This is a genomic window from Acetobacter vaccinii, assembly GCF_008365315.1.
GTDB classification, from domain to species: domain Bacteria; phylum Pseudomonadota; class Alphaproteobacteria; order Acetobacterales; family Acetobacteraceae; genus Acetobacter; species Acetobacter vaccinii.
Genome location: NZ_CP043506.1, coordinates 1,947,559 through 1,968,613, shown reverse-complemented (window position 1 = coordinate 1,968,613; position 21,055 = coordinate 1,947,559). Strand labels below are relative to the sequence as shown.

The window sequence follows — 21,055 nt, the reverse complement described above, 5'->3', positions numbered from 1 at the left end:
CCGTTTGGCGAGGCCCATGGATACAACACTTTTCTTTTTCCTGATGGTTTACATCACCATGGGCCTTGGCAAGCTGCCCGGCTTCAAGGTTGATCGCACAGGGGCAGCCATTGTCGGTGCTCTGGCCATGATGGCCGCAGGCAGCATAAGCGCCAAAGCCGCCTGGATGGCTATAGATTACCGCACCATTGGCATGCTGTTCGGGCTTATGGTGGTATCCGGGGCCTTTGCTGAGTCCGGTTTTTATGCCTGGACAGCCCAGCGCGTAGCCACATTGTCGGTCGGGCCTGTGGCCCTGCTGGGGGTGCTGGTTGTTGTCGGGGCGTTTTTATCATCCATTCTGACCAACGATGTCGTGGTCGTGGCCATGACCCCGCTGCTTATTTCCATTACCCTGGCTCGTGGCCTTAACCCTGTACCCTTTCTGCTGGCCTTCTGTTTTGCCGCCAACACCGGCTCTGCCGGAACATTGATTGGCAGCCCGCAAAACATGATTGCTGCACAGGAACTGGGCATTTCCTTTACGGGCTTTCTGTCCGTCGCCGGGTTGCCTGCCCTGCTGTCCCTGGTCATCGTGTGGGGCATTATTGCATGGATGTACCGTGGACACTGGACACTCCCTGCCCCCCCCGCCACAACCACCCCTGCTCCGGCAGCCCCTCCCCCTACGCGATTTGATGTGGTGGAAACCTGCAAGGCAACCTTTGTCACCATTGCCGTTGTCATCGCCTTTGTGCTGGATGCATGGCCGCGCGAACTGGTGGCCCTGACAGCAGCCAGCTTTTTGCTGATCAACCGTAAGATTGCCTCCAGCGATGTGCTCAAGCAGGTGGACGGCAACCTGCTGCTGCTGATTGCCGGTCTGTTTGTAGTCAACGCCGCCATGACCAGCACGGACCTGCCGCAACACCTGCTGCATGACATGCGGGCATGGGGCATCAACCTGAACGATCCGCTGTCTCTTCTGTTTGCCAGTTCGATACTCAGCAACATCATCGGCAATAACCCGACTGTTATGCTGCTGGTACCGTTTCTGGATACGGGCAGTCATGCCGATATTCTGGGTGCCGCGCTGGCGTTGGGCACTGGCTTTTTCAGCAATCTGATTGTCTTTGGTAGTCTGGCTGGGATTATCGTTGTCGAACAGGCCGCAAGCCATGGTGTTAAAATCTCGTTTGGTGCCTTTGCCCGTGTGGGGGCCCCGGTCTCAATCGTGTGTATGGTCATGGCGGCTGTCTGGATCATGTTAATCCAGCACCATGCCTGAGACTTCAGTGTAATCTGGGCGACATAACAAAGGCGGGGCACAGACCCCGCCTTTATCGTATCTGCTAAACGTGTGCACTACAGTCAGCCAACAAGGCGTGAAGGTGGCTTCAGAGTAAGCCTGTGAGACACACTATAAAGTTTTGGAGTGTCCTATTTTTCAATAAGACGGTTTTCTTTGCAGCTTAAAAAAATCTTCCCCAAAAACTTTTGCCTATCCCTTCATAAGTTTTCTGTCACAATACTTGCTTGTGGACCAAATCAGGCGGCAAGAAATGTTTCCTGCAAATAATGCCACAAAAGCGGCTGAGCATTATCACCCGGCTGAAAGAGCACCGCAGACCAGCGTTCGTTGCTGCTGCCATCCTGTGTCTGCACTTCCTTATAGGTCACCAGATGACCCTCAGCGCCGGTTGCCCGCACGACAACATCCTTGATTTCCATAACAAGGCCGGGCCGTGACCCATGCAGCTTGGGCAATGCGGCAGCAAAAGTATCCCGCAGGATGGGACGGCCAGCCGCACCCACCATGCAGTAGCCCTGTGTCATGTGGTTCAGGATTGGCTGGGGGTCAGCCTCTCCTTCCCCCCGGAACCACGCCTGCAACAGCACGTGCAGATCTACGATTTCCTTTTCGGCAATGGCGGTCACATCCATAGTATAGGCTCTTTCCTACGTATCGGTGGTGTTACGGGTTCATCAAAACAGAATATGTCGGAATACTCTCCGCCCACCCGGCTGATAGCGGAGCAACAAAAACATTTTCCGTGCGGGTTCTGACAATTTTCCAGACACCATTTTCCCGACGGAAAAGGTTATTCAAACGGCTGGACCGCAGCAGGGACCGCCCATCGGAAAAAATCCAGGGCTGGCAATGAATCCACTGCCCATCGGCTTCATCACCATGAACGTGGATCTGTTCCGATGTCAGGTAATGAGCATTCAGCAACAGGGCCGGGTCACGCTTTTCACCCCAGAATGCCTGAAAATGCGTGCGGATCGCTGCCTTGCCTTCGCACCGGCCAAACTGATTATTGTAGTATTCCCCAACACCTTCCCAAATGGCATCTTCGGTATACAGGTCCATGATGCGGTCAATACGCATGGCATCATCTGTAATACCATGCTCCGGGCAGGGTGTATCACACAGGAACATATAGCGGGCCTGAATGCGCCGGATATCCGCCTCTGCCTCAAGCACCAGTACGCGCTGTTCCAGCCTGGCCAGCCGTGTGGCCTGATCTGCTTGCTCAGTCATCACACTTTCTCCTTTTAGGCGTTCTGTCCAACGTGCAACTGCGGGACAGGTCTTGCGGGCAAAATGGTTTCTGCCCAGGCCGCATGATCCAGCAGGGCTTCATCAGCCCCAAAGGCCGCCAGAAGCTGCACCCCAACCGGCAGGCCTGTTGCCCCCACCAGACCCGGCAAAGTGACCGTAGGCAGGCGCAGCAGAGTCCAGACCCGGCTGAACACCGGGCTACCTGTGCCCTCGCTCAAGCGTGGGGCCTCCCCCGGTGCTGCCGGAGCAAGCAGGACAGTGCCAGGCGTTGCCAGAGCTGCCATTTGGTCACGCAACTGTTCTGCCTGTTCAAGGGCTGCACGGTAGGTCGCGTAGGAAATTGTACGTCCGGCCTCAAGCAGACCCGCAATCTGTGGGCTAAGCAGGTTGTGCCGTGCCGTATATTCCCATGCCAGTGCCTGAGCAGCCTCGTAGCTCATGATAGTAATATGCAGGGCGGCGGCATCAGCAAACGCGCTCATATCCTGCTCGACAACCGGGACATGGGCCGCAAAGAGGCTGGCTGCTTTTTCCACCACCATACGGGTGCTGTCATCTGCTTCGCCCCAATGGGGGGTGCGGCAGAGCAAAACCCGCTCCGGGGCCGTTGGGGTCAGGATGACGGGGGCCGCAACCGGGCCTTTTAAAACCGCATCGGCCAAGGCAGCTGTTGCGACATCACGCGTCAGGGTGCCCAGTGTATCAAAAGAGGGGGCGAGGCTTTTGACCCCTGCCGCAGCATAACGCCCATAGCTGGGTTTAAAACCCACCGTGCCACAATAGGATGCAGGACGTGTGAGCGAGGCCGCTGTCTGGGAGGCCAGACCAATATCAATCACCCCCGCAGCCACAGCAGCCGCAGACCCGCTGGAAGACCCCCCCGGCGTGCGCGTGGGGTCATGCGGGTTAACTGTTGGCCCAGGCCGAAAAAAAGCAAACTCTGTTGTGACTGTTTTACCAGCACACAGCGCCCCTGCCTGTCGGAGCTGTGTCACACAGGCAGCATCCGCCCGCGCCATATTGCCGTCGTAAATGGGAGAGCCATGGGCGGTGACATAACCCGCCATGTCGATAATGTCTTTAACACCAACACTCAGCCCACTCAGCGGGCCAGAACATGCTGTTGCAGCATCGGCCCGGATCCGTACCGGGTCATAGGTTGTAAAAGCTCTTACCTCAGGCTCGCAGGTTTCAAGACGGCTGATAAGGGCCGCAGCATGATCCTGCGCCGGTGTCTGTGCCTGTGTCATGCTCTGTCTCCCTTTATGACAAAGAGGTGTTTAGGCCGCCAGGTCGAACGCACCGCGGAAATACAGCAAAGGCTGGCGACCCTGGTCGGGGTGGAACCCTATGCTGACAGGCTGTGCCAGAAAGATTTCATGCGTGCCGCCACGCAGTGTTTCCACAACACTGACCCCGATCTGCACCAGCGCATCCCTGACGAAAAAATGCCCGCTTTCGCTCTGGACACAGTATTCATCAAAAGATTTTCCATCGGACTTGCCCGCAAAATGCATGGCCATGTCCTGCTGCGCCTTGTTGAGAATACTCAGACCAAAGGTGCCGCTTTCCTCAATAGCGCGGCATGTCGCACTTTTGCGGTGCAGGCAGACAAGCAGTGTCAACGGGTCGAGAGAAACTGAACTGAGCGCACTGATGGTCGCCCCACAGTCCCCTTCCGCACCCCGTGCCGTCACGACAGCAACACCAGTCGCAAAATGGGACATGGCGCGCCGGAACATATCCGATGTGACTGTATCCATAATACCGTTATCCCGTTTTAGAAAATGCCATAGTCACCGCGCAGCCCTGCACAGACTGCGCTGTTTGCCTTAGATATCCACAACCAGCAGCGGCGAGCGCGAACGCGAACAGCACAAGGCAATCTGGTCCGTGCGTTCGTCTTCTGTCAGGTATTCATCCCTGTGATCGGGTTCACCTTCCAGAATACTGACAACGCAACTGCCGCAGATACCCTGCTCACAACTGACACTGACCTTGACACCCGCACGCCCCAAAGCCGCAACAATGGTTTCATCCGGCGCGACATCCACCCGAATGCCTGATTTGGCGGCCAGAACGGCAAAGCCTTCGCCCCCGGTCACAGGCTGCGCGGAAAAGGCCTCGCGGTGCAGGTTGGCGCTGGGGTAGCCGAGTTCCTGGCCTGCGGTAAAAACCGCATCCATCAGCCCGACAGGCCCGCAGGTATAAACATGGGTCTGGCTTTTGTCCGCCACATCCCCCAAGGCCGCGCCTGGTGAAAAGCGGGGTGCATCGGGGCTGCTGCGGTCATGCACGACAACAGATGCGGCAAAAGGCAGCGTCATAAGGAACGATGCAAAAACCGGGTTGCGTGCCACATAATGCAGCGTAAAAGACTGGCCCCGATCGTACAGTTCATACGCCATGGCAATCAGCGGTGTCACCCCGATGCCGCCGCCGACCAGCACGGCATGACTGCCGCCCTGCGCCAGCGGAAATAGGTTGCGGGGTGCTCCGATTGTCAGGCTACCGCCATGGCGCACAGTATCATGCACCGCCTGCGACCCGCCACGGGACTGTGGTTCACGCAGCACCGCAAGCCTGTAGCATGACCTGTCGGCAGGGTTACCGCACAGGGAATACTGGCGGGTCAGACCATCACCCAACAGTAGATCGACATGGGCCCCGGCCTCCCATTCCGGCAGGGGTGACGCGTCTGGCATGGTTACGGAAAACGACAGAACGTCTCCCAGTTGTTCAACACTGTCCACCTTAACCGCAAAGGACTGCGGAGCCTGTCTGTCTGTCATCGCATGTAAAGTCCGCTGTTAATGTCAATGATAGACCCGGTAATGGCCCCGGCATCGGGCCGGGCCAGTTCCACCACCATACGTGCCACGGTTTCCGGTCGACCGGGTTCACCTGTCGGCAGGCTGGCCATGGCGCGCCGGGCATTTTCCTCCCCGATGGTTTCTGCCACCGAGGGCAGGTCCAGCGGGCCGGGGGCAATGGCGTTGACCGTAATACCGTGGGGAGCCAGATCGCGGGCGAACACCTTGGTCAGCGTATGCACACCCCCTTTGGACGCCGCGTAATGGGCGCCTGTGGCTGTGCCCCCGTTCTCCCCCGCCAGAGAGCCGATATTGACAATCCGCCCCCCCTTGTTGGCCGCACGCAGCCGCCTGGCAAAGCGCTGGCTGCCCAGGAACGTGCCACGCAGGTTGACCGCCATAATGGCGTCAAACGTGTCGATGCCAATATCCAGCACCTTTTCGGCCTTCATGATGGCGGCGTTGTTGACCAGCAGCCATGGCAGGCCAAACTGCCGCACAACGGTGTCCAGCGCCTCTTCCATCGCGTCTTCCGACGACACATCCAGCGCAATACCCGCAGCCTGCGGCCCTATGGCCTGAGCAGTCGCCTTGGCTTGGGCCAGGTCCCGGTCAGCTACAGCAACACGGTACCCTTCGGAGGCAAGGTGCCGCGCAATGCAGGCACCCAGCCCACGTGCACCACCGGTGACAAGGGCAACCGGCGTCACAGAATGTAACTCACTGCTGTCAGGGCTTCGGTCGAAGTCAGCAGTCGAATGATCTTGCGGTCAATCTTCAGCCCCTCCGCTGTGCTGACAAGGCGGAAGGTGACGTTAGCCGCGTAGTAGCGTTCACGCCCCTGCCGCAGTTCTGTCAGCAACTGGGCGCAGCGCAGGGTGCACTGGGCCGCATCCGTTTCCAGCATGCGGTAACGCCCCAGCATACGGACCGTACGGGCTGGCGGCATGGCGGAAATGGCACGCCCACCCAGCAGGCGCTCCACCCGGTTCTGGCGCATTTCCGCATTATCGTAGGCATAGTTGAGTGTTTTTTCAAAGCACTCCGTATCAGGGTCGATCGGCACCACATACAGCCCATCGGGAGTATACAGAGACAACCAGTCCCTGAAGTCCCCATGGTCAAGCATGTCGGCTTCCAGTGTCACCAGCGCAATGGCGTCATCAAGGGTAATGCTCATCAGGCGCACTCCTCGGCGTCAGTTGTACGTGTCATATCCGCCAGCCACTGCCGGTAGGCTGCGCGCATGCCGGTTTCGGCGCTGACATCGCTGAACAGGTTTCCGTTTTCACGCCGGGCCTCATGCCCCAGCCCACGGTTGAGCAGAATGTCGATATTGTAGCCCGCCAATGCCCCACGCTGCACACGGTCCCATGCCTCGGAATCATCAGGGGTACCAAAACCCATCGGCCCCTGGAAATGTTCATGCAGGCGCAGGCGGACTTCGTTTGCAATGTCAGGCCCGCCATCCATGCCAATGGCAATATGGCGGATTTCCGTTTCCGTCGCTGCCAGAGGCCGCAGGACCCGGAAGAAAGCCATGGAGCAGGCAAGGTTGGGATACAGGTTGAGGTTAAAGCCAGACCCACCAACAGCGCGGACAATACGGCGCACCTGTTCAGGCGGGTAGTCCTTGGACAGGGCTTCGGCCAGAGCTTCAAACCGGGCGGGAATGGGGGCGTCGAGGTTGTCTTCCAGATCCACCAGATCCGGGATCATGACCATGACGGAATGGCCGTTGCCCAGATCCTCCACATACCCTTCCCCCTCAACAAAGTCGAAAATGGTCTGGGTTTCATTGTCCACGGAATCCAGGAAGGATTTGTGAACAATGGGGAAATGATAAGCGTCGGTCGTGTTTTCGAGCTGGATTTTCCAGTTACCAGGGAAGGTGAACTTGTGTTCCCCCATGGTTTTAACCGGCCAGCCTGCCCCCTGCTTCATAAACAGGTCGATCCACACTTTCGCACGGCCCAGCCAGTCTGTCAGCGGCATAATGTCGGGGTCAAAGGTGGCAAAGATCAGACCGTTGTATTCCTCAACCCGCAAGGACACCAACGGGTGCTTGCTCTTGTCGAGCTGACCTGAATACCCTTCCTGGAACGGCACGCCACGCAGTGCGCCATCCTGCCCATAGGCCCAGCCATGGTAAGGGCAGACAAAGCTGGCGGCCTTGCCGCGCTTATGTTCGCACACTGTTGCCCCACGATGGCGGCAGCGGTTGAGCAGCACATGCACCTCACCCTTACGATCGCGCGAGACAATAACCGGGTGCTGGCCAATAAAGGTGGTTATAAAGCTGCCGGGATCAGGCAGGTCACTCCGATGCGCGACCCAGATCCAGTTGTGCATGAAAATGCGGTCCATTTCCATGGTGTACAGATCGGGGTTGCTGTAGATGGAGCCATCCGCACGGTCCTCGTTCACAAGGCTGGCGGGGTCTGGAAGAATGGTCATGTCTTTCATCCTTACTCTGTATGATCGGGCGTTTTGTCAGGCTGCACCATCAGGGGTAGCCAGGCCGCCCCCCGCGCCCGAGCGCCACCTTGCCCCCGACTTCGTAATTCCCCCGCGCCATGAAGGCATGCTGCGCGACAACCGCGCAGTCCTGTAGGCAGCGGCCAAGAATGTGGTCTGTCTGAACAGCAGCGATGCCCCCCATGGAGAAGCACTTGCGGGCCACATCAAACGCCACCTGCGCGGCATGGGTCGCAGCCAGGCGCACGGAGTTTGCATCTTCCACCGATGCCGCCTGCCCGGCGCACAGCCGGTCCCACACACTGTGCGTGGCAGCGTAGAACAGGGCACGGGCAGCCCCCAGTTCGGCCTCGGCCTCACCCACCATCTGCTGCACATAGGGACGGTCGCCCAATGTCGGCGCGCCAGTAATGGAGCGGTGGGCCGCCATGTTACGCACCTCGTCCAGAGCGCGCCGGGCACACCCCAGCCCCACAACCGTCAGCACCTGCGCTGCCAGCCCCAGTGAGGGGTAGGAATACAGCGGAATATCCAGGTTAGGCGCGCCACCACGGGTGAATGTCCATTCCTCAGGAACAAACACGTTTTCGACCACCACATCATGGCTGCCTGTGGCGGCAAGGCCGATGGTATTCCAGGTTTCGTCAATGGTTACAGCAGAGGCGGGCATGACGGCGGTACGGGGCAGGCCACCGGCTTCGCCCTCCACACCAATGCCAACACCAATCAGGGAGGCCCCCATGCACCCGCTGGCGTAGGGCCAGCGGCCACTGACAACAAAACCACCGTCCGTACACTGCACTTTCTGCGGCGGGAAAATAGCCCCGGCAAAAACAACATCCGGCCCATTGGCATAAAGTGTTTCAAGCGTCGTGAGGGGGAGAGCCGCCAGATACGTGGCCGACACACCAAAGCTGGCCACCCACCCGCATGAGGCATCGGCCACGGCAATGGCTTCTATCAGTTCCAGAAAAGCCATGGGTGTTACTTCAAGGCCACCGAACTGCCGCGCCACCAAGGCGCGATAAACGCCAAGCTTGCGAAACCTTTCTACAATGTCTTGAGGAACCCGGCGCATCGCACGGTATGTAAGGGCATCCTTCTGGATTGTGGCCAGCGTTTCTTCCAGCACGCCGCCTTCCAGAAATACCTCTGCCACCCGGGGAGAATCATTGAGCATCTGTATGTTCTCGATCAGTCGCGGGGGCAGTCGTGCTGCCCCTTGGTTCATCAAGGGCGGCCGGAACGGGTGTCCCGCGCCCTGCATTCTGGCTTATTCCATATTGCTATCCTTTTCAAGTAATTTTTCTATCGGAATCGAATCGAATTTTATCAGTCTGTGCCATGGATAGCTCTCGGAAAAGCTGATCAAAAGCCCACAAAAACCCTAGTTTTTAGCTGTTTTTATAGGTATTCGATTCCTATTCATTCATATTTTTACAAAAACAGACCGCATCTATAAGCAGCCACTTTAGTGGACATTAATCATAATTTTATGCACGAACATTCTCTTGAAAATGAAAATTATAACCCGTAATCTCATTGCGGTTTCGATATAACGGGCAATGCCCCTCTCAGGCCGGGCCGCCCACACACTGCGAAAGATCGTGCCGTGACCGAAATTTCCATTCTGCCCGCCGTACAGGCGTTTCTGGCACAGACACACCAGCTTTATATTGATGGCGCATACACCCCTGCGCACAGCACTGGCAGGCTTGCTGTCCACAACCCCGCAACCGGGCAGCAGATCAGTTCCGTGCCCGATGCCTCGGCTGATGATGTCAACCGGGCTGTTGCCTCTGCCAAACAGGCGTTTGCAACAGGCGTGTGGCGTGACCTTGCCCCCTGCGCACGTGAGGCCATTTTGCTCAGGCTGGCCACCCTTGTGGAACGTGATGCTGAAATCCTGGCCCAGCTTGAAACGCTGGAACAAGGCAAATCCATTACCCTGTCACGTATTCTGGAATCCGGCGGTGCCTGCAACTGGATCCGCTATGTCGCCGGGCTGTCCACCAAAATAACCGGCCAGAGCCTGGATGTTTCCATCCCGCTGCCACCGGGCGCACGCTATACCGCCATGACCCGCAAGGAACCCGTGGGCGTTGTAGCCGGTATTGTACCATGGAACTTCCCGCTTGTTATTGCGGTCTGGAAAGTGCTGCCCGCTTTGGCCGCAGGGTGCTGCGTTGTAGCCAAGCCAGCCGAAACCACACCGCTGACCCTGCTATATCTGGCGCACCTTGCGACAGAAGCCGGTGTGCCTGACGGGGTTTTCAACGTTGTGACCGGCGCAGGCAGAACTGCGGGGGAAGCCCTTGTACGTAACCCCGACATTGCCAAGGTCAGCTTTACCGGCTCCACCCCGGTAGGCAAACATATTGCCACAGTCTGCGCTGACCGCCTGGCCCATGTATCGCTCGAACTCGGCGGCAAAAACCCGGCTCTTGTTCTGGCCGATGCCGACCCTGATCAGGTTGTTGCAGGCCTTGCTCTGGCCAGTTTCCTCAACCAGGGACAGGTCTGTGCAGCGTGTTCACGTATCTATGTCGAAGCACCACTGTTTGACCGCATTGCCACGGGTCTTCAGGCTGTTCTCTCCAGCATGAAAATTGGCCCCGGCCTGGATGAGACAGCCCAGATCAACCCCCTTGCCTCTGCCGCGCATCAGAAAAAAGTGCAGCATTACCTGCAAGGCGCCATTGATGCCGGGGCAGAAATCCTGTGGGGGCAAGAGACACCACAAGGCGACGGCTACTATGTGCGCCCCGCCGTTGTGCTCAACCCGGACCCATCCCTGCGGCTGGTGCGTGAAGAAGTGTTTGGCCCCGTCATAACCCTGACCCGCGTTGCCAATGCCGAAGAAGGACTGGCCCTGGCCAATGACTGCGCCTTCGGTCTGGCCGCCAGTGTATGGACCAGTAGCCTGTCACAGGCCATGGACCTGCCGCCGCGCATGCAAGCAGGCACAGTCTGGGTGAACAGTCACGTGATGATCGACCCGAACATGCCGTTTGGCGGCTTCAAGGACTCCGGCATGGGCAAGGACTTTGGCACCAACTGGCTGGATGCCTTTACCGAGACCAAGGCCATCTGTATCCGCCACTGACAGGAAAGGCACATACTGCCATGCCTCGCACCCGCCCCCTTTCCGCACGGCGTCATCTTTCTGGCCTGGGTGTCGCCCTGGCCCTCTGTGCTGCGGCTCCCGCCGTGGCGCAGACTACCCCCATTGCGGATTCCAACTGGCCCCAGCACGGCCGCACCCCGGCAGAGCAGCGCTACAGCCCACTCAAACAGATCAACACGGACACAGTTTCCCGCCTTGGGCTGGCATGGTACCAGGACTTTGACACCTTCCGCGGACAGGAAGGCACGCCGCTGGTTATTGACGGGGTGATGTATGTCACCACCAACTGGAGCAAGGTTGAAGCTGTCGAGGCCGAGACAGGCAAGGTCTTGTGGTATTACGACCCGCGCGTGCCCGGCAATGCCGCAGTCCGTGGCTGTTGCGATACAGTCAACCGGGGCGCAGCCTATGCCGATGGCCGCGTTTTTGTAGGCACATTTGACGGGCGCCTCCTAGCGCTGGACGCCAAAAACGGGCACCTGCTGTGGAGTGTGAATACCATCCCGCAGGAAGCAACACTGGGGGGTATTCGCTCCTACACCATTGATGGTGCCCCCCGGGTTGCCAAAGGCGTTGTCATGATCGGCAATGGCGGGGCGGAGTTTGGGGCGCGCGGATTTGTCTCCGGGTTTGATGAAAAAACCGGCGCACTGAAATGGCGCTTCTACACTGTGCCCGCCCCCGGCAACAAACCTGATGGCGCGGCTTCTGACAAAATCCTGCACGACCGGGCATACAGAACATGGAGCCCGACTGGCGCGTGGACAACATCCGGCGGCGGCGGCACGGTCTGGGATTCCATTGTCTATGACCCGGAAACCGACCTGGTGTTTCTGGGGGTTGGTAATGGCTCCCCCTGGAACTACCGCGTCCGTTCAGACGGGGTGGGCGATAACCTGTTCCTGGCCAGCATTGTTGCCATACGACCAGAAACTGGCGAATATGTCTGGCACTTTCAGGAAACGCCCATGGACCAGTGGGATTTTACCGCATCCCAGCCCATGATGCTGCTTGACCTGACCCTGAATGGTGAAAAGCGCCACCTGCTGGCACAGGCTCCCAAAAACGGCTTTTTCTACCTGCTTGATGCTGCAACAGGAGAGTTTGTTTCCGCCACACCCTATACTTTTCTGAACTGGGCCAAAGGAGTTGACCCCAAAACAGGCCGACCCAACTTTGTGCCAGACTCCCTCTGGTCGCTGACCGGCAAGGTATGGATGGGTATTCCGGGCTCCCTAGGCGGGCACAACTGGGCTCCCATGGCCTACAGCCCGGATACTGGGTATGTTTATATTCCAGCCCAGGAACTGCCAGAACCATTCCTGCCAGAAAAAAACTTTGCCCTGCACAAGATGGGCGTCAACCTCGGCATTGACCTGACCGGCCTGCCCGATGACCCCAAAATTGTAAACGCGGTTAACAGTGGCCTCAAAGGCTGGCTGGAAGCCTGGGACCCGGTGGCAGGCAAGGTTGCCTTCAAGGTGCCCCATGACACCCCCTGGAACGGCGGTGTGCTGGCGACGGCTGGTAACCTCGTCTTCCAGGGTTTGGCCACTGGCGGCTTTGAGGCCTATGACGCCCATACTGGCAAACGCCTGTACCATTTTGACGCCCATAGCGGCATTGTGGCCCCCCCTGTGTCCTATGCCGTCAATGGCCGCCAGTATATCGCGGTCGAGGTGGGCTGGGGCGGTGCATTCCCGCTAATGGGCGGGGCTATGGCGCGACATGCCAATACCACCATCAACCATTCCCGCCTGTTGGTTTTTGCATTGGATGGACAGGCCAGCCTACCCACAGAAATCCGCACCGGGCAGGCCGTGGTACCCACGCAGCAGACCTTTGATGCTGCCAAGGCAGAAAAAGGATATATGCTGTACCAGCACTTCTGCATGGCCTGCCATGGTGACAACGCGGTTGCTGGCGGTGTCCTGCCGGACCTGCGCTGGTCTGGCGCGCTGGACAATGACGCAGCCTTTAGCGCCATTGTCAGCAAAGGTGCCTTGGAAAACTATGGCATGGTCGGCTTTTCCAAAATGCTGACCCCGCAGGAAACCGAGAATATCCGCCAGTTTCTTATCCGCCGCTCTCTGGCTGCAAAAGCACACTAACACACAGTATAAGGTGCTCCTGATCCTCGGCGGTCAGGAGCACCATCGCTGCCTGCTCCTGCATCAGTAACCGCTCGCCGCAAACAAATTGCCAAAGTGCAACTTCACACGACCCGGCAAAGAAGCTAGGGAAGAGGCTGTTGTCAGGTAGAGCGAGACATGCAGTGATAAGAAAACGAAACAGCAAGGTATGGCGCGCAGCAGATCCGCAAGACCCGCTGTTTTCTGCTGACTCCTCCCCCTTTTTCCACCTTGCGCGGTTGGTCGGGCTTTATCAGCTCCGCATGGACACACACCTCAAACGCGTGGGCATGGATATGTCGCGCTGGCGTGTCCTTGCTATCCTGCATGAAGAAAACTGCGCCCCCATGAGCCGCATTGCGGAACTGGCTGTGTTTCGCATTTCCACCACGACCAAGCTGATCTACCGCATGGAAAACGAGGGGCTGGTCAGCACCGCAGTCTCCGAACAGGATGGCCGCGTTACGGAAGTGCGCCTGAGCGACAAAGGTCGCCAGAGCTTTGCCGATGTCCGCTCTATTGCCTCGCTTATTTTCGAGCGCGCTTTCCATGATTGCGATGATCAGGAGATCCAGCTTCTCCTGAGTTTATGCCGCAAGCTGTACCACAACCTCTACTAAACCGGGCTGGGTAGCCTGACGGGCAACCCTCAAAACTCTTGCACAAAAAAGAGCGGCCCGGCCTGCATCGTAATGCCTGGCCGGACCGCTCTTTGACATTCGTAACCCTGTTACCGGGGCCGCCTATACTGGCAGCCCCGAGCTATCCCGCCTGTTTTTAAGCAGGCTGCTCCACCATAGTCGGAGTAGCAACAGGCATATCATGCTGGTTGCTCATACGGTTGTCATACAGCACCTTGTAAGAACGCATGCACAGCAGCAGCATAATACCACCCAGCACACTTGCCGTGCCCGCGACCAGCGCCATGGACAGGCCAATGGCCGCAGGAGAGTGAAACACTTTGTCGTTCAAAGCGCCGATCAGCAGAGAACCACCAGAAAGCCCCCCAATAGCATTGCAGAACAGCATGGTGGCCGAAAACCGTGCCCGCATAGGCACCGGCACCACAATCTGAAGAACCGTTGCGGAAGGCGGCATGGGGAAGGACGCAAAAAAGAACGCCACAGCAAAGGAAATAACAGCCAGATGACTGTCGTGTGTGAGAACACTGATAACAAGCGGCACACTGGCCAGAAAGGCAGCCGTAGCAGCCACAATCTGCGGTGCGCAGACAAGGCCACGGCGGGTCAGGTAATCAATCAGCCAGCCACTGGCAAACACCCCGGCACTGCCACAGACAATAACAATTGACCCTAATGTCAGGCCAAGCTGGGCATGGGTCATGTGGTGGATGCGCATCATCTGGGCTGGCATCCAGCTAAAAAGCGAGAAGAGGGTGACAGCCAGCAGCGTATAACCCAGCATATGCAGGCTGAAGAACTCTTTATGCTGCCGAAAGAACGCAATCGCCTGCGCTGCGGGCACATGCGGCCCTGCCACGCGGCGGCGTGCTGGTTCGCGCACTGTTGCGGCAATAACCGCCCCTAGAACCAGCCCCGGCAGGCCAACCACCAGAAAACAGACCTGCCACGCATGCAAGGATGTCACGTTATACTGCTGGGCAACGCCAAGCAGGCTGCCACCAAACAGGAAGGCACAGCCCGACCCGAGGAAAGACCCCAAAAAGAAAACCGACAGCGTACCTGCCAGCCTTTCCTTGGGGACAATATCGGCCAGGAAAGAATAGACTGCGGGGGCCAATGCGGCCTCGCCCAGGCCAACCAGCACACGGCACAGAAACAGAGACCAGAAACTGTTGCAAAGCCCGCAAGCCATGGTGGCCAGGCTCCACAAGATAACACCTGCAACAATAATCGGGGGGCGTGGCTTACGGTCGCTCAAGCTGGCCAGAGGGAAACCCAACACGGCATACAGAAGGGAAAAAGCCAGCCCGTTCAGGCAGGCAAACTGGGTGTCACCCAAGTGCAGATCCGCCTGTATGGGGCCGATCAGCAGGGAAAGGATCTGCCTGTCTATATAAGATAGCAGATAGGCCAGCATGAACAGGATCATGACATTGGTTTGCCGCAGGCGGCTCATCTCAGGTCTCCATGGCAGACACGGTGAAGGGGCGACGCATGACAGGCATTTTCCAGTTTGGATGGCGCGGGCAGACTATTAAAAGCCCCCCGCCATGCTCACCAACAACCGGACCAGCATGCAGGTGCATGAAATGCCCATCATCTAGTTGATATTTCACGTTATGGTATCGGATGGCGGCATGGGGAATCCTATCGCTCCAACACCGACCCAATTCATTGCGATATCAAAAGGAGACAGAATCGAGGGGGAATTGTCAATAGTTTTCCACGTTCAAATTCCGAGAATAATCTCGTTCTTTTTATAATATATTTTTAATTTCAAGATGTTGTCAGTTTATTGCAAATTCGTACTCTCCCCTGACCCATATCAGGCGAGAGCCGGTCCCTAAGCTCTCTTTCTCTCTAAAAACAGAGCGGGCACGCAATTTATGCGAAAATTCTCAACAAAAAATTTTTGGATGCTTTCGCGCTTTTTTATATTGAAACTTCACTAGAATCCTCGTCTATAATGAAACCGTAACGATTCCTGATATCACCCCTGCATCCAGCACATGATTGCGAACCCACGCGCTTATGACAGTAAAAACTCTTTTTCAGAATTGTACCGGACACACCCGGCTACTGTGGACGGAAACTTTAAAAATCATCCACTTCCTTGCCTTCACCTTAGCATCATCGCAATCATACCATTTCGATATGGAAACATTATGACGCAAACCACCCCTGCCACTTTTTCCTGACGGAGTTTTCTGCCCATGCAGCGCATCCTCAAGATACTCGGCACCTGTTGCATCATCACCAGCGTTTCCAGCTCGTTCCCTGCAACAGCAAGTGCGACCAGTTCTCAAAACACCAGTGTTGACAAAACTGTACCTGCACCTGCCACAAACACACCTGTCGCCACACGCCAGCCCATAAGCGTGATCGGCCACAAGCATACCAACCCTGATGTCGATTTTCTGGCAGCTCCAAACAATATCAGCCCGAAAATTCTGCCGTCCGTGCCGGTTTCCGTTGTGGATTACAAACCCAGGAAAGGGTTTTTCTACAATGTGCTCAAGCCGCTCAAGGATTACGGTATTACTTTTCATGCCCTGCTGATCGACAACTTTGTCAGCAATGTTGCCGGTGGTGTCAAACCCGGCGCACGCCTGCAAAATGCGCTGGGCGTGATTGAAACCAATATCGACCTGGAGAAGCTGCTGGGCTGGAAAGGCGCGCAGGTCCACTTTGGGGAAGATATCTTCTTCCTGCGTGATAACGACAAGCATTGGTCCCAGCAGGTTGGGGACAACATTGTCGGTTATCAGCCCCCTCACCTGTTCCGCGGCAATTATCTGAGCGAACTGACGCTTGATCAGAAGCTGTTTAAAAACAAGCTGGAAGTCGAGTTCGGCCGCGCCAATATCTCGCGCTACTTCCTTGTGCCCAACTGTAACCAGATCCTGACCTGCTTTAAGGACATCTGGTCGCAGGATGCTGGCATCAGCACCTTTGTGTATGCAACATGGTCAGGCCATGCCATCTACCACATTACGCCCGAGTGGTATGTGCAGGCTGCTGCGGCAGAAGTAAACAAGACCGTCTTTTACACCAATGGCTGGCAATGGGACACAGACGGCGCAAGCGGTGCCGCTGGTGTAGGCGAAATTGCCTACAAGCGCGGCTTTGACAAGTCGGCCTATCCGTCCATGTTTGAGTTCCTGGGCTATTATAACTCCTCCACCGTCACCGACCCGATCCGCACCACCAATGGTACGTCGCAGTTGTATGACAAGCATTCCGCCCCCCTGCGCCATACTGGTATGTCGGGCATCTTCTTAAGCGGGCAGCAGTATGTCTGGCGTAAAGACCATGGCACCACGCGCGACCCCCACGGCATGGCCCTTGCCGTGTATGGTGGTGCAGGCACGGACTTCGAGACCTATGCCCCTATCCAGGCGGAAGCCTATCTGGGCGCATTTGTGCAGGCTCCTTTTGCTGGCCACCCGCTGGACAGCTATGGTATCCAGTTCCACTGGAGCAAGCTTGGCCCGCGTGAGGAACAGTTTCTGGGTGAAGCCAACAAGCTGAGCGGTGGCGACGGCAAACCCCCTGGCGCAGACCATCTTGTTGCCGACATGCACGCCCATGTGTTCCTGATGCCCAATGTCGCGTTTGAACCAAGCCTGCAATATGTCATCAACCCCAACACCTACTATGCCCCCATGACCGCCAAACACCCGCATGATGTGGTGGAAGTTGGGGCGACCCTGTTTGTCTATCTTGATAAAATGGCTGGCTTTCCATGACAGTTTCTACTCCCGCTACTGGTCTTGTTCACCCCCATGTGTGCATTGCAGGCATGGGGGGGATTGGCGGGCTACTGGCTTCCCTTCTCGCTCCCCGCCCTTTGGTTCTGTCGGTGGTAGCGCGGGGGGAAACCCTCCTTGCTCTGCAACAGCAGGGGCTAACCTGTACCAACGGGGAAACAACAACACATCACAGGCTCCCCGCAGCCTCCCGCGCCCCAGACAGGGTGCAGGACGTGATTATTCTTTGTGGCAAATACCATCATTTACCGTCACTGCTTAAAACGGTTCTCCATGCGATTGGCCCGGAAACAAAAATTATTCCTGTCGTCAATGGTTTTCCATGGTGGATGGCCCCAGAGGACACTCAGCCAACCCTGCAACACATTCTGGACCCAGATGGCAGTTTGAGCGCGCTAAACCCAAACTCTATCTATGGATGCGTCGCCTATGCGTTTTCTCAGGTTGTTGAGCCTGGGCATATACACTTTTCTGGCTCTCCCCGCTTTCTATTGGGAGCTGCAACGCAAGGCGGAACATGCACGCAAGCCGTTCTGGAGATTCTAGGCAACGACAACTCGGTCTTTCAGGAAATTTTCGACATCAGGAAAGATGTCTGGAACAAACTCTCCCTGAATGTTTCCAGTAATTTTCTATCTGTTTTATGTGAGGCAACGCTGCATAGCCTAACAAGCGCTGCCGACACACGCACACTGATTTACCAGAGCCTGAAGGAAATGCAGACTCTGGGTCTTGCTTATGGGCTGTCTGACCTCCCACCTCTGGAGGCGCTGATGAGCAAGATGGAACAAGGTGGCACCCACCCGACATCCATGTTGCAGGACTATCAGCATAACCGCCCTCTGGAAGTATCCGCCATGGGAGAGGCCGTTCTGGCACTGGCTGCCTGTTACGCCGTGCCCATGCCAACGACTGAAGCCTTGGTCATCCTGACCCGGCGTAAGGCCGCACTTCGGCAGCACCTGTCTGGACAGCCCGCCTACACCACACAAAGGAATTTATGACATGTGGCAGAACACTGAAGAAAACCTCCGTATCCAGCTTGCCGAATGCTACCATCTGGTCAGCTATTTCGGCTGGACCGAAATGATCTTCAACCACATCTCAGTTCGGCTGCCGGGCGAACCGCGCCGTTATCTGGTCAATGCCTTTGGCCTGAACTACGATGAAGTAACGCCAGAAAACCTGCTGGTGGTCGATGCGGATGGCCACATTATCAGCAACGGCGTGACCCGCCCCAACCCGGCCGGGTTTGCACTGCACGGTGCCATCCACGCTGCGCGGGACGATGTGCACTGCATTATTCACACCCACACCAATGCTGTCTGTGCCGTCGCCATGAAAGAAAGTGGTTTCAGCCACGATAATTTTTATGGGGCGCAACTGTTTGAGCGCGTAGGCTACCACACGTTCGAAGGCATTACCCTGTATGATGATGAACGGCCCCGCATGCTGGAAAGCCTAGGCGACAAGCATGTTCTGGTGCTTCGCAACCATGGCATTGCTGTCGGTGGGGCGGATATTCCACGTGCCTTCTTCTTACTCTGGATCGCGCAGCGCGCTGCTGAAATTCAATGCCACACAGGCATGATTCCTGGGGCCGATGTTACCCTGAGCGACACAATCCGCCGCCGCTGCGCTGAAGATGCAGAAAGCGTGATTGTCAATTCCAGCGCAGCCCAGAAAATGTTTGATGCTGCCGTGCGAAAAATGCGTAAGGAGCGTGGCCCCCTGTGGGTGGGTGACACCCAGTAAGACCACGCCCACTCACACATAACCGCTACCGTGCCAGCAGCCTGTCACCAGAACAGACTGCTGGTTATGAGCAATTACCAGCCCGGATACATACCGGGGTCCCAGTTGCCCCATGCCGGGTTCCAGGCTGTCCAGCCCGGCCCCCACGGACCCCAGCCGCCCCAATCCCACTCAGCATTCTGGTATTCGATGGCTGTCATCTGCTGCTCATCTGCCAGTGCCTTGGCCTGACGATACTGCTGGTAATGGTCATAGGCGGCCTGATCACCCACATACAGACAATCACACACAGCCGTGTCAGCATAAACGTAGAAAACCTTGTCGCCTTTCACGCGCTTGATAAAGCGGTGCTGAGGCAGGCTGTTGAGCATGGTCTGCTGCTTGGGGGTGGAGGCCGCCTTGACTGCAAACCCGGCAGCGGCAAGGTGGTCTTCCTTGCTCTGGATCTGCTGGCTCTCACTGACGCAGCCTGTGACAAGGCTGGCCATCATGGCCAGCCCGATCAGCGGCTTGATTGTTTTGGACACCATTCTGACTTTTCTCCTACACACGATGCCTTGCACACCGAAGCCTGCATACCGCAACCTGACAGTCAGGCGGGTATGAGAGCATTCCATCAGACACACAACGGCCACACCATTGCCTGCCTTTATAGAAACCTTCGTCTTCTAGAAGACTTTTTCTTTTGCGTTTGACACAGGCAATTACTGTACATCTGCAGCAAAGATATTCACCCCCAAGGTCTCGGCAATAAACTGCACAGCCAGTTGCCCACGCACACTATTGCCAGCCTCATCCAACGGAGAGGAATAAACACCTATGGCCAGCTTGCCGGGAACCACCGCGACAATGCCGCCCCCAACACCACTTTTGCCGGGCAAACCGACCTTGAACAGCCATTCACCCGACGTATTGTAAAGCCCGGCCGTTGCCATAACCGCCAGCACGCGGGCACTTGTCGCCGCGTCAACCGCAGCATGATGCGTGCGTGGGTTGGTGCCTCCGTTGGCCAAAGTAGCCCCCATGGTCGCAAGGTCTACAGCGTCCACATCATACGAGCACTCACGGGTATAAAGATCGACTGTTTCAGTCGGGTCTGCATAAAGGTGGCCGTAACTCTGCAATAAAACCGCAATAGCCTGATTATGCTGGTTGCTCTCCATTTCGGAACGATACACATCATTATTCAGCCGCAGCGGGTGTCCTGCAAATTCACCTGCTGTGTTGAGAATACTTTTCCATCGTGTATCCAGCGTTTTGCCGTCTACCAGGCTGGCAGTGGCAATGGCCCCTGCGTTAACAAGTGGGTTACCCGGCGGGGGACTGCCGCCCAGCTTATCATTATTCAATTCCACTGCCAGAACGGAATTGAAAGGCAGGCCCGTTGCGTTCACCCCGACCTTATGCAGAACGGTCTCAGCCCCATGCTCCCGCAGGACAGCCGCCAGAGTGAATATTTTGGCCACCGATTCAACCGGGAAGGCATGGTCGGCCTGCCCTACTTTGAAAACCCGGCCATCTGCCGTAACAACGGCTATGCCATATAAAGCAGGATCTGCCTTGGCCAGATAAGGGATATAGCTAGCATTTTTACCGTCTGTAACGTGACGGAATTTTTCATAAGCCTGCTCGATAGCCTTCTGAATGGTTGGAGATGGTGGCAGCAACACCCGCTCGCGGGCATACACTGGGCTGTCACAGGCAATAAAAACAGAACCGGTTATAACAAAAGCGAAAAGCAACTTACGTATTTTTTGGCCAAACATTTCTAAAATCCTCTAACAAGACTTA

General features: G+C 56.7%; 19 protein-coding genes. 7 read left to right on the top strand and 12 right to left on the bottom strand.

The window, feature by feature from the left end; all coding sequences use genetic code 11:
- Nucleotides 1-16: 16 nt before the first annotated feature.
- Entirely contained in the window at nt 17-1,267 is a 1,251-nt protein-coding gene (locus FLP30_RS08805; protein ID WP_149279491.1) for an SLC13 family permease, read from the top strand.
- 260 nt (nt 1,268-1,527) lie between these two features.
- On the opposite strand, the gene FLP30_RS08800 is transcribed toward FLP30_RS08805, so the two are convergent.
- From FLP30_RS08800 to FLP30_RS08760, 9 genes are all read right to left on the bottom strand, one after another.
- Entirely contained in the window at nt 1,528-1,923 is a 396-nt protein-coding gene (locus tag FLP30_RS08800; RefSeq protein WP_149279490.1) for a hypothetical protein, read from the bottom strand.
- Between the two features lie 31 nt (nt 1,924-1,954).
- Nucleotides 1,955-2,524 carry a nuclear transport factor 2 family protein gene (locus FLP30_RS08795; RefSeq protein ID WP_149279489.1) on the bottom strand — a complete coding sequence of 190 codons (570 nt, stop codon included), beginning with the start codon at nt 2,522-2,524 and terminating at the stop codon, nt 1,955-1,957.
- 14 nt (nt 2,525-2,538) lie between these two features.
- Nucleotides 2,539-3,795, bottom strand: coding sequence for an amidase (locus FLP30_RS08790; RefSeq protein WP_149279488.1), 1,257 nt, complete (start codon nt 3,793-3,795; stop codon nt 2,539-2,541).
- Between the two features lie 30 nt (nt 3,796-3,825).
- Nucleotides 3,826-4,308 carry a flavin reductase family protein gene (locus FLP30_RS08785; protein ID WP_246856480.1) on the bottom strand — a complete coding sequence of 161 codons (483 nt, stop codon included), beginning with the start codon at nt 4,306-4,308 and terminating at the stop codon, nt 3,826-3,828.
- A gap of 69 nt (nt 4,309-4,377) precedes the next feature.
- Entirely contained in the window at nt 4,378-5,337 is a 960-nt protein-coding gene (locus FLP30_RS08780; RefSeq protein ID WP_149279487.1) for a PDR/VanB family oxidoreductase, read from the bottom strand.
- Nucleotides 5,334-6,068: an SDR family NAD(P)-dependent oxidoreductase gene (locus FLP30_RS08775; protein ID WP_149279486.1), complete on the bottom strand. Its 735-nt coding sequence runs from the start codon at nt 6,066-6,068 to the stop codon at nt 5,334-5,336. The genes FLP30_RS08780 and FLP30_RS08775 overlap by 4 nt, the downstream gene beginning before the upstream one ends.
- On the bottom strand, nt 6,065-6,538 hold the full coding sequence (locus FLP30_RS08770; RefSeq protein ID WP_149279485.1) for an aromatic-ring-hydroxylating dioxygenase subunit beta: 474 nt from the start codon (nt 6,536-6,538) through the stop codon (nt 6,065-6,067). The genes FLP30_RS08775 and FLP30_RS08770 overlap by 4 nt, the downstream gene beginning before the upstream one ends.
- The gene (locus tag FLP30_RS08765; RefSeq protein ID WP_149279484.1) at nt 6,538-7,815 is read right to left on the bottom strand and encodes an aromatic ring-hydroxylating oxygenase subunit alpha; all 1,278 of its coding nucleotides are present in this window, start codon (nt 7,813-7,815) and stop codon (nt 6,538-6,540) included. Before FLP30_RS08765 ends, FLP30_RS08770 begins: the two co-directional genes overlap by 1 nt.
- 49 nt (nt 7,816-7,864) lie before the next feature.
- Nucleotides 7,865-9,016 carry an acyl-CoA dehydrogenase family protein gene (locus FLP30_RS08760; RefSeq protein WP_149280308.1) on the bottom strand — a complete coding sequence of 384 codons (1,152 nt, stop codon included), beginning with the start codon at nt 9,014-9,016 and terminating at the stop codon, nt 7,865-7,867.
- A gap of 432 nt (nt 9,017-9,448) precedes the next feature.
- On the opposite strand from FLP30_RS08760, the gene FLP30_RS08755 reads away from it, so the two are divergent.
- The 3 genes from FLP30_RS08755 (at nt 9,449) to FLP30_RS08745 (ending at nt 13,715) form a co-directional block, all read left to right on the top strand.
- Nucleotides 9,449-10,942, top strand: a complete 1,494-nt coding sequence (locus tag FLP30_RS08755) for an aldehyde dehydrogenase family protein (RefSeq protein ID WP_149279483.1) — start codon at nt 9,449-9,451, stop codon at nt 10,940-10,942.
- A 20-nt stretch (nt 10,943-10,962) separates the two neighbouring features.
- Nucleotides 10,963-13,074: a PQQ-dependent dehydrogenase, methanol/ethanol family gene (locus tag FLP30_RS08750; RefSeq protein ID WP_149279482.1), complete on the top strand. Its 2,112-nt coding sequence runs from the start codon at nt 10,963-10,965 to the stop codon at nt 13,072-13,074.
- Nucleotides 13,075-13,238: 164 nt separating this feature from the next.
- Nucleotides 13,239-13,715: a MarR family winged helix-turn-helix transcriptional regulator gene (locus FLP30_RS08745; RefSeq protein ID WP_149279481.1), complete on the top strand. Its 477-nt coding sequence runs from the start codon at nt 13,239-13,241 to the stop codon at nt 13,713-13,715.
- 157 nt (nt 13,716-13,872) lie between these two features.
- On the opposite strand, the gene FLP30_RS08740 is transcribed toward FLP30_RS08745, so the two are convergent.
- On the bottom strand, nt 13,873-15,195 hold the full coding sequence (locus FLP30_RS08740; protein ID WP_149279480.1) for a spinster family MFS transporter: 1,323 nt from the start codon (nt 15,193-15,195) through the stop codon (nt 13,873-13,875).
- 757 nt (nt 15,196-15,952) lie between these two features.
- Between FLP30_RS08740 and FLP30_RS08735 the strand changes: the two genes are divergently transcribed.
- From FLP30_RS08735 to FLP30_RS08725, 3 genes are read left to right on the top strand one after another with little or no spacing between them, the layout of a single operon-like run.
- A complete protein-coding gene (locus FLP30_RS08735) occupies nt 15,953-17,488 on the top strand; it encodes a carbohydrate porin (protein ID WP_149279479.1) in 1,536 nt (511 codons plus the stop codon).
- Complete coding sequence (locus FLP30_RS08730) at nt 17,485-18,513, top strand: ketopantoate reductase family protein (protein ID WP_149279478.1); 1,029 nt, start codon at nt 17,485-17,487, stop codon at nt 18,511-18,513. Before FLP30_RS08735 ends, FLP30_RS08730 begins: the two co-directional genes overlap by 4 nt.
- Before the next feature lies 1 nt (nt 18,514).
- On the top strand, nt 18,515-19,264 hold the full coding sequence (locus FLP30_RS08725) for a class II aldolase/adducin family protein (RefSeq protein ID WP_149279477.1): 750 nt from the start codon (nt 18,515-18,517) through the stop codon (nt 19,262-19,264).
- Between the two features lie 74 nt (nt 19,265-19,338).
- Here the strand turns inward: FLP30_RS08725 and FLP30_RS08720 are convergent, their stop codons facing one another.
- Nucleotides 19,339-19,794 (bottom strand): hypothetical protein, encoded by a 456-nt coding sequence (locus FLP30_RS08720; RefSeq protein ID WP_246856479.1) that lies wholly within the window; start codon nt 19,792-19,794, stop codon nt 19,339-19,341.
- A 174-nt stretch (nt 19,795-19,968) separates the two neighbouring features.
- Complete coding sequence (glsA, locus tag FLP30_RS08715; RefSeq protein ID WP_246856478.1) at nt 19,969-21,006, bottom strand: glutaminase A; 1,038 nt, start codon at nt 21,004-21,006, stop codon at nt 19,969-19,971.
- Between the last annotated feature and the right edge of the window lie 49 nt (nt 21,007-21,055).

Coding starts and splice junctions, on each gene's coding strand:
- FLP30_RS08805 (WP_149279491.1), top strand. CDS start 17: ATGGATACAACACTTTTCTTTTTCCTGATGGTTTACATCACCATGGGC.
- FLP30_RS08800 (WP_149279490.1), bottom strand. CDS start 1,923: ATGGATGTGACCGCCATTGCCGAAAAGGAAATCGTAGATCTGCACGTG.
- FLP30_RS08795 (WP_149279489.1), bottom strand. CDS start 2,524: ATGACTGAGCAAGCAGATCAGGCCACACGGCTGGCCAGGCTGGAACAG.
- FLP30_RS08790 (WP_149279488.1), bottom strand. CDS start 3,795: ATGACACAGGCACAGACACCGGCGCAGGATCATGCTGCGGCCCTTATC.
- FLP30_RS08785 (WP_246856480.1), bottom strand. CDS start 4,308: ATGGATACAGTCACATCGGATATGTTCCGGCGCGCCATGTCCCATTTT.
- FLP30_RS08780 (WP_149279487.1), bottom strand. CDS start 5,337: ATGACAGACAGACAGGCTCCGCAGTCCTTTGCGGTTAAGGTGGACAGT.
- FLP30_RS08770 (WP_149279485.1), bottom strand. CDS start 6,538: ATGAGCATTACCCTTGATGACGCCATTGCGCTGGTGACACTGGAAGCC.
- FLP30_RS08765 (WP_149279484.1), bottom strand. CDS start 7,815: ATGACCATTCTTCCAGACCCCGCCAGCCTTGTGAACGAGGACCGTGCG.
- FLP30_RS08760 (WP_149280308.1), bottom strand. CDS start 9,016: ATGCTCAATGATTCTCCCCGGGTGGCAGAGGTATTTCTGGAAGGCGGC.
- FLP30_RS08750 (WP_149279482.1), top strand. CDS start 10,963: ATGCCTCGCACCCGCCCCCTTTCCGCACGGCGTCATCTTTCTGGCCTG.
- FLP30_RS08740 (WP_149279480.1), bottom strand. CDS start 15,195: ATGAGCCGCCTGCGGCAAACCAATGTCATGATCCTGTTCATGCTGGCC.
- FLP30_RS08735 (WP_149279479.1), top strand. CDS start 15,953: ATGCAGCGCATCCTCAAGATACTCGGCACCTGTTGCATCATCACCAGC.
- FLP30_RS08730 (WP_149279478.1), top strand. CDS start 17,485: ATGACAGTTTCTACTCCCGCTACTGGTCTTGTTCACCCCCATGTGTGC.
- FLP30_RS08725 (WP_149279477.1), top strand. CDS start 18,515: ATGTGGCAGAACACTGAAGAAAACCTCCGTATCCAGCTTGCCGAATGC.
- FLP30_RS08720 (WP_246856479.1), bottom strand. CDS start 19,794: ATGGTGTCCAAAACAATCAAGCCGCTGATCGGGCTGGCCATGATGGCC.